This is a genomic window from Alcaligenes sp. SORT26 (assembly GCF_017377875.1).
GTDB classification, from domain to species: domain Bacteria; phylum Pseudomonadota; class Gammaproteobacteria; order Burkholderiales; family Burkholderiaceae_B; genus Alcaligenes; species Alcaligenes parafaecalis.
Genome location: NZ_CP070975.1, coordinates 3,934,860 through 3,950,752, shown reverse-complemented (window position 1 = coordinate 3,950,752; position 15,893 = coordinate 3,934,860). Strand labels below are relative to the sequence as shown.

The 15,893-nt window shown below is 55.7% G+C and carries 14 protein-coding genes; 4 read left to right on the top strand and 10 right to left on the bottom strand.

Annotated elements, in window-relative coordinates; genetic code table 11:
* Positions 1 to 17 precede the first annotated feature (17 nt).
* Positions 18 to 1,931, bottom strand: coding sequence for an ATP-dependent zinc metalloprotease FtsH (gene ftsH, locus JYG33_RS18020; protein ID WP_207873496.1), 1,914 nt, complete (start codon positions 1,929 to 1,931; stop codon positions 18 to 20).
* 107 nt (positions 1,932 to 2,038) lie between these two features.
* Positions 2,039 to 2,677 carry an RlmE family RNA methyltransferase gene (locus JYG33_RS18015; protein ID WP_207873495.1) on the bottom strand — a complete coding sequence of 213 codons (639 nt, stop codon included), beginning with the start codon at positions 2,675 to 2,677 and terminating at the stop codon, positions 2,039 to 2,041.
* 17 nt (positions 2,678 to 2,694) lie between these two features.
* Between JYG33_RS18015 and JYG33_RS18010 the strand changes: the two genes are divergently transcribed.
* Complete coding sequence (locus JYG33_RS18010) at positions 2,695 to 3,291, top strand: YhbY family RNA-binding protein (protein ID WP_207873494.1); 597 nt, start codon at positions 2,695 to 2,697, stop codon at positions 3,289 to 3,291.
* Positions 3,292 to 3,387: 96 nt separating this feature from the next.
* Here JYG33_RS18010 and greA read toward each other — a convergent pair whose 3' ends face one another.
* Complete coding sequence (greA, locus tag JYG33_RS18005) at positions 3,388 to 3,864, bottom strand: transcription elongation factor GreA (protein WP_207873493.1); 477 nt, start codon at positions 3,862 to 3,864, stop codon at positions 3,388 to 3,390.
* A gap of 66 nt (positions 3,865 to 3,930) precedes the next feature.
* Between greA and JYG33_RS18000 the strand changes: the two genes are divergently transcribed.
* Positions 3,931 to 4,230, top strand: a complete 300-nt coding sequence (locus JYG33_RS18000; protein ID WP_207873492.1) for a hypothetical protein — start codon at positions 3,931 to 3,933, stop codon at positions 4,228 to 4,230.
* A gap of 31 nt (positions 4,231 to 4,261) precedes the next feature.
* Here JYG33_RS18000 and JYG33_RS17995 read toward each other — a convergent pair whose 3' ends face one another.
* Complete coding sequence (locus tag JYG33_RS17995) at positions 4,262 to 5,587, bottom strand: solute carrier family 23 protein (protein WP_207873491.1); 1,326 nt, start codon at positions 5,585 to 5,587, stop codon at positions 4,262 to 4,264.
* Between the two features lie 320 nt (positions 5,588 to 5,907).
* Between JYG33_RS17995 and JYG33_RS17990 the strand changes: the two genes are divergently transcribed.
* Positions 5,908 to 6,546, top strand: a complete 639-nt coding sequence (locus JYG33_RS17990; protein WP_207873490.1) for a histidine phosphatase family protein — start codon at positions 5,908 to 5,910, stop codon at positions 6,544 to 6,546.
* Positions 6,547 to 6,567: 21 nt separating this feature from the next.
* Here JYG33_RS17990 and JYG33_RS17985 read toward each other — a convergent pair whose 3' ends face one another.
* From JYG33_RS17985 to carA, 4 genes are all read right to left on the bottom strand, one after another.
* Positions 6,568 to 7,338 (bottom strand): SDR family oxidoreductase, encoded by a 771-nt coding sequence (locus JYG33_RS17985; RefSeq protein ID WP_207873489.1) that lies wholly within the window; start codon positions 7,336 to 7,338, stop codon positions 6,568 to 6,570.
* Positions 7,339 to 7,351: 13 nt separating this feature from the next.
* On the bottom strand, positions 7,352 to 8,248 hold the full coding sequence (lpxO, locus tag JYG33_RS17980) for a lipid A hydroxylase LpxO (protein ID WP_207875940.1): 897 nt from the start codon (positions 8,246 to 8,248) through the stop codon (positions 7,352 to 7,354).
* A 140-nt stretch (positions 8,249 to 8,388) separates the two neighbouring features.
* On the bottom strand, positions 8,389 to 11,631 hold the full coding sequence (gene carB / locus JYG33_RS17975) for a carbamoyl-phosphate synthase large subunit (protein ID WP_207873488.1): 3,243 nt from the start codon (positions 11,629 to 11,631) through the stop codon (positions 8,389 to 8,391).
* An 8-nt stretch (positions 11,632 to 11,639) separates the two neighbouring features.
* Positions 11,640 to 12,746, bottom strand: coding sequence for a glutamine-hydrolyzing carbamoyl-phosphate synthase small subunit (carA, locus tag JYG33_RS17970; protein ID WP_207875938.1), 1,107 nt, complete (start codon positions 12,744 to 12,746; stop codon positions 11,640 to 11,642).
* Positions 12,747 to 12,971: 225 nt separating this feature from the next.
* Between carA and tal the strand changes: the two genes are divergently transcribed.
* Entirely contained in the window at positions 12,972 to 13,934 is a 963-nt protein-coding gene (tal, locus tag JYG33_RS17965) for a transaldolase (protein WP_207873487.1), read from the top strand.
* Between the two features lie 136 nt (positions 13,935 to 14,070).
* Here tal and JYG33_RS17960 read toward each other — a convergent pair whose 3' ends face one another.
* A complete protein-coding gene (locus tag JYG33_RS17960) occupies positions 14,071 to 14,808 on the bottom strand; it encodes a class I SAM-dependent methyltransferase (RefSeq protein ID WP_207873486.1) in 738 nt (245 codons plus the stop codon).
* A 289-nt stretch (positions 14,809 to 15,097) separates the two neighbouring features.
* Positions 15,098 to 15,892: an ABC transporter permease gene (locus JYG33_RS17955; RefSeq protein WP_207873485.1), complete on the bottom strand. Its 795-nt coding sequence runs from the start codon at positions 15,890 to 15,892 to the stop codon at positions 15,098 to 15,100.
* Position 15,893: the final 1 nt, after the last annotated feature.

Below are 15,893 nucleotides of genomic sequence, written 5' to 3'. Positions count from 1 at the left end.
GTGGCCTATGTTGTAAGTTAAGCAACCGGCGTTGTCGCCGCGGCACCCTTGTCATCGGCTGGGCTAGGACCAGCGGCTGGTGGCGTAGAGCCATCGGAGGGTGTGTTGTCATTGCTGTTGGGCACGTGTGGAGCCCGTGGTGGCAAACCTTTCATGATGTCGTCGATCTGGTCGGCATCAATGGTTTCCCACTCCAGCAAGGCCTTGGCCATGGCATGCATCTTGTCCATATTATCTTCGATCAGCTTGCGAGCAACCGCGTACTGTTCGTCGATAATCTTGCGAATCTCGGAGTCCACTTTTTGCATGGTGGCCTCGGACACGTGCGTCGTTTTAGTGACGCTGCGGCCCAGAAACACTTCGCCTTCGTTCTCGGCGTAGACAACAGGACCCAAGGAGTCCGTCATGCCGTAGCGAGTCACGATGTCGCGGGCAATCTGCGTGGCACGCTCAAAGTCGTTCGATGCGCCCGTGGTCATTTGATTCATGAACACTTCTTCAGCGATACGGCCACCGAACAGCACGGCAATCATGTTCAACAGGCGCTCTTTGTCCATGCTGTAGCGATCGCCTTCCGGCAATTGCATGGTGACACCCAAAGCACGACCACGAGGAATGATGGTGACTTTGTGAACCGGGTCAGTCTTGGGCAGCATGCAAGCCACCAGAGCGTGACCGGCTTCGTGGTAAGCGGTGTTGCGACGCTCTTCCTCGGGCATGATCATGGTGCGGCGTTCTGCACCCATGATGATCTTGTCCTTGGCGCGTTCAAAGTCCTGCATATCCACGGTGCGGCCGTTACGGCGCGCAGCGAACAAGGCCGCTTCGTTAACCAGGTTGGCCAGATCAGCACCGGAGAAACCAGGCGTACCACGAGCCAGCACCACGGCGTCCACGTTGGGAGCCAAAGGCACTTTGCGCATGTGTACTTTCAGAATCTGCTCGCGACCACGGATATCAGGCAGGCCGACAACCACTTGACGGTCAAAACGACCAGGACGCAGCAAAGCGGGGTCCAGAACGTCAGGACGGTTGGTAGCAGCAATGACCAGTACGCCTTGGCCGGTTTCAAAACCGTCCATCTCAACCAGCAACTGGTTCAGAGTCTGTTCGCGTTCGTCGTTACCGCCGCCCAGACCAGCACCACGCTGACGGCCTACGGCGTCAATTTCGTCGATAAAGATGATGCAAGGCGATTGCTTCTTGGCGGTCTCGAACATGTCGCGAACACGGGAAGCACCCACACCTACAAACATTTCAACGAAGTCGGAACCGGAAATGCTGAAGAAAGGTACTTTGGCTTCGCCAGCAATAGCACGAGCCAGCAAGGTTTTACCAGTACCGGGCGAGCCGACCATCAGGATACCGCGGGGGATACGGCCACCCAGACGCTGGAAGCGAGTCGGGTCACGCAGGAAATCCACCAGTTCCTGTACGTCTTCCTTGGCTTCGTCGCAACCGGCAACGTCGGCAAAGGTAACTGGGTTAGTGTTCTCGTCCAGCAAACGCGCACGCGATTTACCGAAGCTGAATGCCCCACCCTTGCCACCACCTTGCATCTGACGCATGAAAAACACCCACACGCCAATCAAGAGCAGCATGGGGAACCAGGAGATGAACAGGCTGGTCAGGAAGGAAGGCTCTTCGCGGGCTTTGCCCGATACCTGCACACCGGATTTCACCAGTTCAGGCACCATCCACAGGTCACCGGGGGACGTCAGCGAGTAGCTGCGGCCAGAATCCGGCGTGACATGCAGGGTATCGCCCTGAATATCTACCTTGCTGATGCGGCCGGAGCGGGCATCATTCATGAATTGTGTGTAAGTGACGCCATCAGTGGCTGGTGGCCGGCCGTCAAACTGCTTGAAAACAGTAAACAGCACCAGCGCAATAACCATCCAGATCGCGACTTTGGAAAACGAATTGTTCAAAGCCAATCTCCTGCGATTGCGATAACTTGCCCACTATGCTTACACATAGCTGAACAAGCGCCATACATAGTTCATTCTACCCGATTCGAAGACCGGCAAGTCATAAATTACCTGCCCTTCAAGCCTCGGGCAACAAGAAAGGTCTCGGCGGATTTATCGCGCGAAGCCTTGGGTTTACGCTCGACGACTCTGACAAAATTCTGCTTGAACGATTCCACGATCTGGGAAAACCCGCTTCCATGGAAGGCTTTGACGATCAGCACACCTTCATCGGTCAGATGCTGCAGGGCAAATTCCTGTGCCAGCTCGCATAAATGCTGGATACGGGCGGAATCAGCCGATGCCACACCAGACAAGTTGGGGGCCATATCCGAAATCACAAGGTCTACGGCTGCACCTTTTAAGGATTCTTGCAATTGCTCCAGGACGGAGTCCTCGCGAAAGTCGCCCTGCATGAATTCCACACCGGCAATGGGTTCCATTTCCAGGATATCCAGTGCGATAATGCGGCCATTGAGCACGCCGCCGTGACCGACCATGCGTTCCCGAATTAACTGCGACCAGCTACCCGGCGTAGACCCCAGGTCCACCACCACCTTGCCCTGAACCTGAATCTTCTCCAGATCCAATATTTCACTGAGTTTGAAGGCCGCACGCGCGCGATACCCTTTTTGTTGCGCCAATTTGACGTAAGGGTCATTTATATGCTGCTGAACCCACTCTTTAGAGAATTTTTTCTTGGCCATTCCCGTACAATCTCTTTATGCCAAAACTCAACCTTACACCTCATGAGCGCAGCGACCTTCGTGCTGCTGCTCACGCTCTGCGCCCAGTTGTCCTGATTGGAGACAATGGCCTGACCGAGGCGGTGCTCAAAGAAATCACCGTCCACCTGCAGGCTCACCAGCTCATCAAGATCCGTGTGGCCGGTGATGACCGTCAGGCCCGTCTGACCATGTTAGAACAAATCTGCGATGCGCTCGATGCTGCCCCTATTCATCATCTGGGCAAAATCCTGACCATCTACAGACCCAATATTGAACGCCCCCCAGTCTTGATGGGAGCGCCTGAAAAACCTACCCGTGCCGTGCGTAAGGCCTCGGAGCCCTACACACCCAAAAAACTGGCTGCCTCTGGTGTCCAGCGTACTCGCAGCACAGAACGTGCCCGCCGTGCGGAAATGAAAGCAGAACGCACTAGCACCCAAGAGAAAAAAGCGTCGGCCGCTCCACGCAGCCTTCAGAAATTCTCGTCGGTCAAACCGGCTGCTGCTCCACGTAGCAACACCAACCGTCCTGGCAGCGCCATGTCCTTGCGGGCCGGTGCTCGTCGCGGACTGGGCGGTTCGGGCAAACGCTAAACTGCCGTAAATTATAAGGCCCCGGCACAATGTACAGGGGCCTTTCTTTTGCGCGCTTGCATCAACAGCAGGCCAGGCCTGCTGTTTGAGGCGGCATCAAACGTAGTTGATGGTCAGGATTTCGTATTCACGAATACCGGCCGGTGCCTTCACCTCAACCACATCACCAGCGCTCTTGCCAATCAGGGCACGAGCAACAGGGCTGGAAATAGAGATCTTGTTGGCACGAATGTCGGCTTCAACATCACCCACGATCTGGTAAGTCACGGTGTTACCGGACTCCAGGTCCTCGATCTCGACCGTGGCACCAAACACGATACGGCCTTCGGCATCCAGCGTTGCGGGTTCGATGATCTGGGCATTGGACAAAGTGCCTTCCAGTTCGCTGATCCGGCCTTCAATAAAGCCCTGGCGCTCGCGCGCGGCATCATATTCCGCATTCTCGGACAAATCGCCCTGAGCACGCGCCTCAGCGATGGCGTTAATCACATCCGGGCGTTCCACCGTCTTGAGGCGGTGTAATTCGACTTGCAAACGTTGTGCGCCCTGCGCAGTCAATGGGATCGCAGACATAGTATTCCTGCTCAACAAGTAAAAGACGCTCCGTAGCAGGAGCGCCTGGAAAATAGGGGGATAACGATGATGGGGCAAACAATCAAACAGGTTGAATCGGCCGACTTGAAAGTCTTGCTGACCCTACAGCGTACATTCAAACACACTGCTCAAGCCAAACCTGCCGGCTGCCCCAATATGGCTTTTCTGACACAGAAGAATTCTGCGGCAGAAAAAAACCCCGCGAAGAACCGGGGTGTGAGATCTATTGTCGGCAAACTGCCTGAAAATAGCAAGCCCCTAAAACCCCTGTACAAAAAGACAGAAACCTGCCAGATAGACCGTCTGTCACAAGCAGTCATGCGGATACTGGCTGGGCCTTTATAGCCCAGGCCAGTATTGATCAGCCTTGAGCGAATCAGGCCCGGCTTTGGCCCCGACCTCGCAACAAGGCGTGCAGCAAGATGGCACCAAAGGTGGCACAACCGATACCATCCAGACGGATCACGCCAAACTGCAAGGAGAAGTTACCTGCCCCCAGAATCAAGGTCACGGCAGCCACCAGCAGGTTGCGGTTATCGCTGAAATCCACCTGGTTGACCACCCAGATACGGGCACCAGCAATGGCGATCAGACCAAACACCACAATAGACATGCCACCCAGCACCGGGCCGGGAATGGACTGGATGACAGCGCCAAACTTGGGCGAGAAGCCCAGGAAAATCGCAATCACGGCAGCAAAGGCAAACACCAGCGTCGAATAGATACGGGTTGCCGCCATCACGCCGATATTTTCAGCGTAAGTTGTCACACCTGTGCCACCTACCGAGCCGGACAACATGGTGGCAACACCGTCACCCACAAAAGCGCGACCCAGGTAACCGTCCAGATCCTGCCCGGTCATCGCGCTAACCGCTTTGATGTGGCCCAGATTCTCGGCCACCAGAATAATGGCCACCGGCACAATCACCGTCATGGCGTGAGCCTGGAACACAGGCGCTGCAAAGCTGGGCAGACCCAGCCAGTCCGCCGCCGCAACGGGAGCAAAATTGATCGGAGTGCCGTAGCCCATGACGTTAGTAAAGACCCAGTACAGCACGCAGGCCAGGGCCAGACCCACCAGAATCAGCAAACGCTGGGCCACCCCACGGGTGTAGACCGCAATACCACCCACACACAGCACAGTCATCAAAGCCATCATGGAATCAAACGTGCCGCTACCCATGGCGCCTTTGGCTGCAATCGGTGCCAGATTCAGACCGATCACGGCCACAATCGAGCCGGTAACGACGGGAGGCATCCACTGGTTGATCAGACGCGCCGCACCGCCCTGAGTACGGGCATTGAACACCCAGACCAGCACACCAATCAGCGTATAGACCAGACCGCAGACAATAATGGCTCCCAAAGCCACGCCGATATTGGGATTGGGCCCGCTACCGGCATAACCGGTTACGGCGATCACACCACCGATAAAGGCAAAGCTGGAACCCAGATAGCTGGGAACACGGCCACCCACAAAAACGAAGAAAATCAGCGTCCCAATACCGGACATCAAAATGGCCAGATTGGGATCAAAACCCATTAACAGGGGGGCCAGAATGGTGGAGCCAAACATGGCCACCACATGCTGCGCGCCCATGGCAATGTTTTGCGGCGTGGCCAGACATTCGTCGGGCTGCACAACCGCACCGGGTTCGCTGCCGGATACACGGCGCCAACGCGGAAAGTAAGACTGAGACATAGGGGGTTCCAGAAAAGGAATAAAGAAATACAGCTGAATTCGATATACGGCAGCGCAGCAGGCAATAGTTCACTGGCTGATTCGTTGAGGCATGATTTTAAACGTGAAAGACTCAACAAGGCACCTGAAAATAAGGCAGTACGCGGTAAACCCCAACACAGGTCTAAGCAATAGAGGTTTCAGACCGCCTTTTAGCGTCGATGCTCGCGCTATATGCGGTATATACCCTCTCTATCTGCCTGCTCTTGACTGGCCGATTACAATAGACAATCAGCCTGCCTATGGCGGTCCGATCCCTTACCTGAATGATGGTTGCGAGCATGAGTACGTCTATTTGTCTGATCCGTCACGGTGAAACCGCCTGGAATGCCGTACGCCGTTTACAAGGCTGGCAGGATATAGAACTGAACGAGACCGGCCGCGAGCAGGCCCGTGCCCTGCAAAGCTATTTAAGCTCCCCGGCATTTCACATGCCTGTGAACGCCGTCATCAGCAGTGATCTGCAACGCGCCTCGGAAACGGCAGCAATAGCCTGTCAGCACTGGGATATTGAGATTCAACAAACCCAAGGACTGCGTGAGCGCGGCTTTGGAACACTGGAAGGCCAGGCATGGGATGCTGCCGGTCGCCACGGCCCGGACCAGCCAGATGACACCGTGGATATCGACTACGCAGTAGAAGGTGGTGAGTCGCTACGCCAGTTCCAGACGCGGATACTGAGCTGCTTTGAAGAACTGTCCCAGCAGAATGCAGGCAAGAACCTGCTGGTTTTTGCACACGGTGGCGTTATTGATATGGTCTGGCGCAAGCTGAACCAGCAGCCGCTAAATGCGAAACGCACTCACGCAATTCTGAATACCAGCCTGAACTTCTTCAGCATTGATGCAGCCTTGAACTGGACCTGTACGCAATGGGGGCAGTTACCACATCTGAATACGGCGCTGGACGAGCAACGCTAAGCGGCCTGTTTCCAGGCAAGCTCAGGAGTCTTTCCTCAAACGCGGTTTGCGCGGTGCCCCACGGGCCAGGCGGTCGTAGAGCCAATTGGGGAGCAGACGCATCAGACGGGACACAATACCCATCGGCCAAGGAATCACCCGGTAGGAAATGCCCTGCTCTATCGTCTTGCGGGCTTTGCGGGCAAAGTCCTCGGCAGGCATCAGGAACGGCATGGAGTATGGGTTATGCGCCGTCATGGCCGTGCGGATATAGCCGGGGGTAATGGTGACAACGGATACGCCGTGTAGCGATAGCTCCAGACGCAAGCTTTCGCAATACGCAATTACTGCTGCCTTGGAGCTACTGTAAGCACCCGCGCCGGGCAAACCACGAATACCTGCCACGCTGGCAATACCCACCAAAGTGCCCTCGCCTGCCGCTTTCATGGTGCCGATAAAGGGCTCGAAGGTCGCCACCATAGCCAGCAGATTCGTATCCACAATGGCTTTGAAGACAGCGAAGTCTTCGGTTTCTTCCGTCAAGGTGCCAGCGCTGATGCCTGCACTGGCAATAACCACATCAATCTTTTGCCCCGTGAACTGTAAAAAATCCTGGGCAGCTTGATGCAAAGCGTCTCTGTCACGCACATCTGCAACGTAAATACGATGCTCGCCGGGCAGGCTGTCGGCCAGTGCCTGGAGCTCTTCCTGACGCCGTCCCAGCAAACCCAGGCTGGCCCCTTGAGCCGCATATTCCTGGGCCAGGGCTTTACCCAAACCGCTGCTGGCACCGGTGATAAAGACGGTTTGCATTGTCAGCCGCGCTTTACAGGAAGATCAAGGCAGCGATACCCAATACCAAAATCCATTTGAGGATGTAGTACAGGGTTTCGTTCTTTTTCTTGATCGCCTTGCCGAAGCGGCGCACGGCGTAAACCGTACCGAAAATACGATTGATACCGCCCGTGCGGTCGCCTTCCTGGTTGGGAGCGGCTGCCGCACGCAACAAGAATCCACCCACCGCATGGTTAATAGTCTGCGCCCAGCGGTAACGCATGGGGCGCTCTACGTCGGCAAACAGGATGATACGGTTTTGATCGGTCTTGTTTTCAGCGTAGTGAATAAAGGTCTCATCAAACACCACGGCTTCACCGTCGCGCCAGTAGTAGGTCTGGCCGTCTACGTCGATGTAGCAATCCGGGCTGTTTGGCGTCATCAAGCCCATGTGAAAACGCAGCGAACCGGCATAAGGGTCGCGGTGACGCGGCAAACGGGCACCCGGCGGCAAGGAGGTAAACATGGCCGCCTTGATGGACGGAATATCCTTGAGCAGATTGGTCGTCACCGGGCACAGCTCGCGGGCTGAGGGGTGGTCGGCGTCATACCACTTCAGGTAAAAACGCGTCCAGCCGGTTTTGAAGAAGGAGTTGAAGCCCGCATCGTTGTACTTGTCGGAAGCCTTGATATGTCCTTCGCCAAACAGTTGCTCGGCCTCGGCACGGATTTCGTCACAGTGCTCCAGCAGCTTGTTCAGCTCGGGAAAATGCTTCAGATCAAGATACGGCTCGTTCGGTACTGCCGAAAAACCGTACATGAAGACGTTCAGAGGTGCCGTGAAGGTGGAATGGTCCAGCAACTGGCGGGAAAACCGGTGCCTGACTCGACCCCTGAAGTGCACCACAATCGTGCACACAATGAATAAGGCAAGAATGAACCATTTCACGACATGATCTCCAAAGAAGAAAACTTCTACGCCTGACAGGCTGTAGCCTGCATGCTGCCCCAATACGACGGCTTGGTCTTGTTGATGCAAGAACAAAAAAAGGCGCACCACTTAGGTGCGCCTTTCTGGCATGGTACGACTTAGTGTTTCGCGAGCAGAGCGTGCAGCTCTTGAAGCGCGTAAACCTTCAAGCCATCGCCATGACGCAGATACTGTAGGCCTTGAACAGCCGCTACCGCACCGGCAATGGTGGTGTAGTAGGCCAGGTTGGCAGCCAGCGCATGTGTACGGATTGTACGCGAATCAACGATAGCGTTGCGACGCTCTTCAACCGTATTGATGACCAGAGAAACTTCGCCGTTCTTGATCATGTCCACAATGTGCGGACGACCTTCGGTAACCTTGTTCACCACTTGAACAGCCAGACCAGCCTGTTCGATAGCGGCGGCGGTACCGCGGGTAGCCACAACCTTGAAGCCCAGCGAGATCAGGCCACGAGCCACTTCAACTGCTTGTGGTTTGTCCTGGCCACGCACGCTGATGAAGGCCAGACCGCCTGTAGGCAGGGTTACGCTGGCAGCCATCTGCGACTTCACGAAGGCTTCGGCAAACGAGGTGCCCACGCCCATGACTTCACCGGTGGACTTCATTTCAGGTCCCAGAATGGTGTCGACACCAGGGAACTTCACGAAGGGGAACACGGCTTCTTTCACGCTGTAGTAAGGAGGCGTGATTTCTTCGGTAATACCTTGTTCGGTCAGGGTTTGACCGGCCATGGCACGAGCCGCAATCTTGGCCAACTGCAAACCAGTCGCCTTGGAGACGAAAGGCACCGTACGCGAAGCACGTGGGTTCACTTCCAGCACGTAAACATCACCGTCCTGAATGGCGAACTGTACGTTCATCAAGCCCTTCACGTTCAAGGCCTTGGCCATGAGTGCAGTCTGGCGCTTGATTTCAGCTACGGTTTCGTCGCTGAGCGAGTAAGGAGGCAAGCTGCAAGCGGAGTCACCGGAGTGAACACCTGCCTGCTCGATGTGTTGCATCACACCGCCCACAAAGACGCGCTCGCCATCGGCCAGGCAATCCACGTCGACTTCAGTGGCGTTGTTCAGGAAGTGATCCAGCAGCACAGGCGAGTCATTGCTGACTTTGACCGCTTCGCGCATGTAGCGCTCCAGGTCTTGCTGTTCATGCACGATTTCCATGGCACGGCCACCCAGCACGTAGCTTGGGCGCACCACCAGTGGGTAACCAATTTCGGCAGCCAGAGAAATGGCTTCGCCTTCGGTACGGGCGGTACGGTTTGGCGGCTGACGCAGACCCAGCTTGGTCAGCAGCTTCTGGAAGCGCTCACGGTCTTCGGCCACGTCAATGGATTCCGGGCTGGTACCGATGATAGGTACACCGTTGGCTTCCAGAGCACGTGCCAATTTCAAAGGAGTCTGGCCACCGTACTGAACGATGGTGCCCACTGGTTTTTCGATGTGGACGATTTCCAGCACGTCTTCCAGAGTCAGAGGCTCGAAGTACAGACGATCGGAAGTGTCGTAGTCGGTAGAAACCGTTTCGGGGTTGCAGTTGACCATGATGGTTTCGTAACCATCTTCGCGCAATGCCAGCGCAGCGTGCACGCAGCAGTAGTCAAACTCGATACCCTGACCAATACGGTTAGGACCACCACCCAGAACAATGATCTTCTTCTTGTCCGTAGGATTGGATTCGCACTCTTCCTCGTAGGTCGAGTACATGTAGGCCGTATCGGTGGAGAACTCGGCCGCGCAGGTGTCCACACGCTTGTAGACAGGACGCACGTTCAGTTGGTGACGCAGTTTGCGCACTTCCGATTCCACGGTATCCAGCAAGAAAGCCAGACGGCGGTCGGAGAAACCACGACGCTTCAGACCGAACAAGGTGTCGCGGTCCAGATCGGCCAGCGTCTTTTGTTCCAGAGCCAGTTCGATGTCCACGATCTCTTTGATCTGGGCCAGGAACCAGGGGTCGATCTTGGTCAGGTTGTGAACTTCGTCCAGAGTCAGACCTTGAGCGAAGGCATCGCCCACGTACCAGATACGCTCTGGACCGGGTTCGCCCAGCTCGACCTGCAGTTTTTCGCGGTCGGTGGTTTTCTGGTTCAGGCCATCTACACCCACTTCCAGGCCACGCAGGGCTTTCTGGAAGGATTCCTGGAAAGTGCGGCCAATGGCCATCACTTCACCCACGGATTTCATCTGGGTGGTCAGACGCGAGTCGGCCTGAGGGAATTTCTCGAAGGCGAAACGTGGCACTTTGGTGACCACGTAATCGATGGTGGGCTCGAACGAAGCGGGGGTAGCACCACCGGTAATTTCGTTCAGCAGCTCGTCCAGGGTGTAACCCACGGCCAGACGCGCAGCGATCTTGGCGATAGGGAAACCAGTTGCCTTGGAAGCCAGGGCCGAGGAGCGAGACACACGTGGGTTCATTTCGATAACGATCATGCGACCGTTATCGGGGTTCACCGCAAACTGTACGTTCGAGCCACCGGTATCCACACCGATTTCACGCAATACGGCGATCGATGCATTACGCATGATCTGGTATTCGCGGTCGGTCAGGGTTTGGGCAGGAGCCACGGTGATGGAGTCACCGGTGTGCACACCCATGGGGTCCAAGTTTTCAATGGAGCACACAATAATGCAGTTGTCGGCGCGGTCGCGCACGACTTCCATTTCAAACTCTTTCCAACCCAGCAGCGACTCTTCAATCAGCAGCTCTTTGGTAGGCGATGCCTCCAGACCACGGCGGCAGATGGTTTCAAATTCTTCCGGGTTGTAGGCGATACCACCGCCTGTACCACCCAGCGTGAAGCTGGGGCGGATAACCACGGGGAAACCGGCTGTGCCGATGTCTTCCGCAATGCGCTTTTGAACCGCCCAGGCTTCGTCCATGGAGTGGGCCACGCCGGACTTGGCGGACTCCAGACCAATGGACGTCATGGCGTCTTTGAACTTCAGGCGGTCTTCCGCTTTTTCAATGGCGGCTGCATTGGCACCGATCAGCTCGACACCGTATTTTTCCAGCACGCCATGCTTGGCCAGATCCAGCGCGCAGTTCAGCGCGGTTTGGCCGCCCATGGTGGGCAAGAGCGCATCGGGACGCTCTTTTTCAATGATTTTCTCGACCGCTTGCCAGGTAATGGGCTCGATGTAGGTCACATCGGCCGTATCCGGGTCAGTCATGATGGTGGCCGGGTTGCTGTTGACCAGCACAGTCCGGTAACCCTCGGCCTTCAGGGCCTTACACGCCTGAGCTCCCGAGTAGTCGAATTCACAAGCCTGACCAATGATGATCGGGCCTGCGCCAATGATAAGAATGCTTTTTAAGTCTGAACGCTTTGGCATAGTGCGATTTATTTATTGGCCTGGTGAGCAGCCATCAGGCTGATGAATTTGTCGAACAGCGAGGCAATATCGCGCGGGCCGGGAGTGGCTTCGGGGTGACCCTGGAAGCAAAACGCGGGGCGATCTGTCAACTCGAAGCCTTGCAGGCTCTGGTCGAACAAAGAGATGTGCGTAACCTTGGCATTGGCTGGCAGGGTTGTGGCATCCACCGCAAAGCCATGATTCTGGCTGGTGATGAACACACGGCCACTGGCCAGTTCTTGCACAGGGTGGTTGGCACCGTGATGGCCATTCTTCATTTTCAAGGTCTTGGCACCGACGGCCAGACCCAGAATCTGATGACCCAGACAAATACCAAACACAGGCAGCTTGCGCTCCAGCAAGCCCTTGCAGGCTTCGATGGCGTAATCGCAAGGCTCCGGATCGCCAGGGCCGTTGGACAGGAACACACCATCTGGCTCGTAAGCCAGCACATCCGCCAAAGGTGTCTGCGCAGGCACGACGGTAACTTTGCAGCCACGGTCTGCCATCAAACGCAAGATGTTGGCCTTGACGCCAAAGTCGTAGGCCACCACGTGGAAGCGGTCTGTTGCAGGCTTCCCAAAGCCTTGACCCAATTCCCAGGAACCTTCAGACCAGTCGTAGGATTTATCGGTGGTGACCACTTTGGCCAGATCCTGACCTTTCAGGCCAGGGAAAGAACGAGCCAGTTCCAGCGCACGCTCGGCATCGTCACCCACGAAAATGCAGGCGCCCATGGAGCCTTTTTCGCGCAGGATGCGGGTCAGTTTGCGTGTATCGATACCCGAGATAGCCACAACGCCCTGAGCTTTCAGGTAGTCAGGCAAAGACTGGGTGGAGCGGAAGTTGGACAGGCGAGCGGGACAATCGCGAATAACAAGCCCGGCAGCATGGGCTTTGGTGGATTCGGAGTCCTCTGGATTGACACCGGTATTACCGATGTGCGGATAGGTAAGCGTAACAATCTGACCGCTGTAGCTTGGGTCTGTCAGGATTTCCTGATAGCCCGTCATGGCTGTATTGAAAACGATCTCAGCAACACAGTGCCCCTCGGCACCGATTGATACCCCTTTGAATAGGGTTCCATCCGCCAGGGCTAGGATAGCACTAGTGATAGTGCGGGACTCCTCAGGAAATAAAGACGGCAGCACGTTAAAAACCCCGGTTCTGAAATTAATATTAAACCTTCTGATTATATGCTCAAACAGCCATCTTCCGGTAGTTTCTCGGCAATAACACTGAAATCAGGCGCGAAACCATGGGAAATCGACTACAGTAATCGATTGGTTTGATGGCTTTGCGATGGACTAGTAACAGACATGACTACTCAGCTTGACTCTCTGCGCCAGTGCACAACCGTAGTGGCCGACACGGGCGATTTTGAAGCGATGCGCGCGTATCGCCCTACCGATGCAACAACCAATCCTTCCCTGATTCTGAAGGCTGTCCAGCAGGCGGCCTATCGCCCCTTGCTCGATCGCGTCATCGCCGACCACCCCAACGCCAGCCTGGCTGAAACCAGCGATTTGCTGCTGGTTGCCTTTGGCCGCCAGATTCTGGACATTGTGCCCGGCCGCGTCTCCACCGAAGTGGATGCCCGCCTGTCCTTTGACACCCTGGCCAGCGTCGAGCGCGCCCGCCACATCATCCAGCATTACGAAAAAGCCGGTATCGCCCGCGAACGCGTGCTGATCAAACTGGCCAGCACCTGGGAAGGCATTCAGGCCGCCCGGACGCTGCAAGCGGAAGGCATCAACTGCAACCTGACCCTTCTGTTCTGTCTGCCGCAAGCCATTGCCTGCGCTCAGGCCAAAGTCACCCTGATCTCGCCCTTTGTGGGCCGTATCTACGACTGGTTCAAGAAGACTGCCGGTCAGGACTGGGACGAAAGCGCCAATCAGGGCGAGAACGACCCCGGCGTGCGCTCGGTACGCAGCATTTACGAATACTACAAAACCTATGACATCCCCACGGAGATCATGGGCGCCAGCTTCCGTAACATCGGCCAGATCAAGGCCTTGGCTGGTTGCGATCTGTTGACCATCAGCCCGGATCTGCTGGGCCAGCTGGATGCAGCCCAGGGTGAAGTTCCTGCCATGCTGGATGTAGCCCGCGCCAAGGCCGTTGCGCCAGAATGGCGGGCCAGCAATGAAATCACCTTCCGTACGGATTTGAACCAGGATGCGATGGCCACTGAAAAGCTGGCCGAAGGCATACGCCAGTTCACCGCTGACGGTATCAAACTGGACGCCCTGATTCAGCAGGCACGCCAGCAGGCTTGAGTCCCGGGCCATAGCGATATAGAAAGGGGCTTTGCACCATGCAAAGCCCCAAAAAACGCCCTCTTCCTGAAAAGTGATCTACACCCTGCTCGGGTTTCGCTTATCACCTCTTCTAAAACAGCATTTACATCCTCTCTCAGCGCTCACACAACAAGCTGATTTGGGGACAGTTCAATCCATAGTTATCCCAGAAACCGGGCGGATAGGCGTCCAGTGCCTGCCGGGTAACAAGCGGCGCTTGCCAGCGAAAAGATCGAAAGCCTGCTTTTTTCAGAGCAGCTTCATAGTGCTGCTTGCCCCAGCGATGATAAGTAAACTGGATCGGTGGCCCCACATTGAAATGGGCGGTATGCCGAAAACCCTCGTGGTACGGTTCCTCGGTCAGCACTTTCAAACCGTACTTGGCCACATCCTCTTTTCCCAGTTGAAAGTCCGGGTTCACGGTGTAAGCCACCAAACGACCATCGGGTTTGAGGTTATCCGCCACCGCCTGAAACATCTGCTCCAGCTCCTGCACCGAGCGTGCGTAATTGAACAGAAAAGCCGCAATGGCCCGGTCAAACTGCCCGATCACACCCATTTCCAATACATCTCCCACCCGGAACTCGATATCTTCGTTTTGTTGTCGGGAAATTTCCTTGGCCTGATTAATCATGCTCTCCGAGATATCTACCCCCACCACCCTGTCTGCGCCCTGCTCATAAGCAGCACGCCCAAAGAAGCCATAGCCACAGGCCAGATCCAGCACAGACTTGCCGCTCACGTCTCCCAGCAATTGCTCCACGGTTGCCACCTCCGCCAAGCGGGCGGGTGAGGTTCGGTTGAACTCCTCGTATATGCTGCCGATTGCGTTGTAATCATGCTTTTTTTCCATGTTCAACTCTCCATCTCCGTTTGTCTGACAACAAAACCACGATGTATTGAGACTGCTTGAACCCACCGATCACGCGGTACGGCCTTTTTCTATAGCATTTTGTCGGTACTGCTATCACACGGAAAAAGCATGCCCCTGCATTCCCGGATCTTTTTCTATCTATTTAAGTGCCTAACTGTTTCCTTGCTCCTACTACGAAGGGCAAGCATAAAAAAAAACCGGCTCCTGAAGCAGGAGCCGGTTTTTCAACGCATAGCCAAACTAGTCGATGACTTGCTCAGGCATACGATCAGAGCTTTTCAGTACCGCCACCCTGAGGCCGCCAGGCCAGCAGGCGATCTTCAAACACACTGACCAGACCATCCAGAATCAGCGCAAAAACGGTCAGCACCACAATACCGGCGAACACCGTATTCACATCCAGCGTGCCCTCTGCCTGCAGGATCAGATAACCGACCCCACTCGCTGAACCCAGGTATTCCCCCACCACAGCCCCCACAAAGGCCAGACCGACCGATGTGTGTAAGCTGGAAAACACCCAGCTCGTAGCCGAAGGAATGTAGACATGGCGCAGCAACTGACGACGGCTGGCACCCAACATGCGGGCGTTATCCAGCAGCGTGGAGCTGACTTCACGCACACCCTGATACACGTTGAAGAACACGATAAAGAACACCAGCGTCACTGCCAAGGCAACCTTGGACCAGATACCCAGGCCGAACCACATGCCGAAGATAGGCGCCAGAATCACGCGAGGCATGGAGTTGGCCGCTGTCAGGTACGGGTCCAGCAAGGCCGCTGCGCGGGGCGAAAGCCCCAGCCACAGACCGCAAGCCAAACCGGCAATCGTACCAATGGCAAAGGCCAGCAGGGTTTCGCTCAGGGTCACGCCCAGGTGCAGGTAAATATCACCATTGGTGACGAACCAGGCCCAGATCACCTTGACCACTTCCAGTGGCTGTCCAAAGAAGAAAGCCACTTTGGGGTCCAGCGTGAAGAAATGCCAGGCAGCCAGAATGACGATGAGCAGCGAGATTTGCCAGCCACGCAGGGCCAGCTTGGATCGAGTAATAGATTTAGACATA

Excerpts from the sequence above, each read along its gene's own strand:
- JYG33_RS18015 (WP_207873495.1), bottom strand. The coding sequence starts at position 2,677 with ATGGCCAAGAAAAAATTCTCTAAAGAGTGGGTTCAGCAGCATATAAAT.
- JYG33_RS18010 (WP_207873494.1), top strand. The coding sequence starts at position 2,695 with ATGCCAAAACTCAACCTTACACCTCATGAGCGCAGCGACCTTCGTGCT.
- greA (WP_207873493.1), bottom strand. The coding sequence starts at position 3,864 with ATGTCTGCGATCCCATTGACTGCGCAGGGCGCACAACGTTTGCAAGTC.
- JYG33_RS18000 (WP_207873492.1), top strand. The coding sequence starts at position 3,931 with ATGATGGGGCAAACAATCAAACAGGTTGAATCGGCCGACTTGAAAGTC.
- JYG33_RS17995 (WP_207873491.1), bottom strand. The coding sequence starts at position 5,587 with ATGTCTCAGTCTTACTTTCCGCGTTGGCGCCGTGTATCCGGCAGCGAA.
- JYG33_RS17990 (WP_207873490.1), top strand. The coding sequence starts at position 5,908 with ATGAGTACGTCTATTTGTCTGATCCGTCACGGTGAAACCGCCTGGAAT.
- JYG33_RS17985 (WP_207873489.1), bottom strand. The coding sequence starts at position 7,338 with ATGCAAACCGTCTTTATCACCGGTGCCAGCAGCGGTTTGGGTAAAGCC.
- carB (WP_207873488.1), bottom strand. The coding sequence starts at position 11,631 with ATGCCAAAGCGTTCAGACTTAAAAAGCATTCTTATCATTGGCGCAGGC.
- tal (WP_207873487.1), top strand. The coding sequence starts at position 12,972 with ATGACTACTCAGCTTGACTCTCTGCGCCAGTGCACAACCGTAGTGGCC.
- JYG33_RS17960 (WP_207873486.1), bottom strand. The coding sequence starts at position 14,808 with ATGGAAAAAAAGCATGATTACAACGCAATCGGCAGCATATACGAGGAG.
- JYG33_RS17955 (WP_207873485.1), bottom strand. The coding sequence starts at position 15,892 with ATGTCTAAATCTATTACTCGATCCAAGCTGGCCCTGCGTGGCTGGCAA.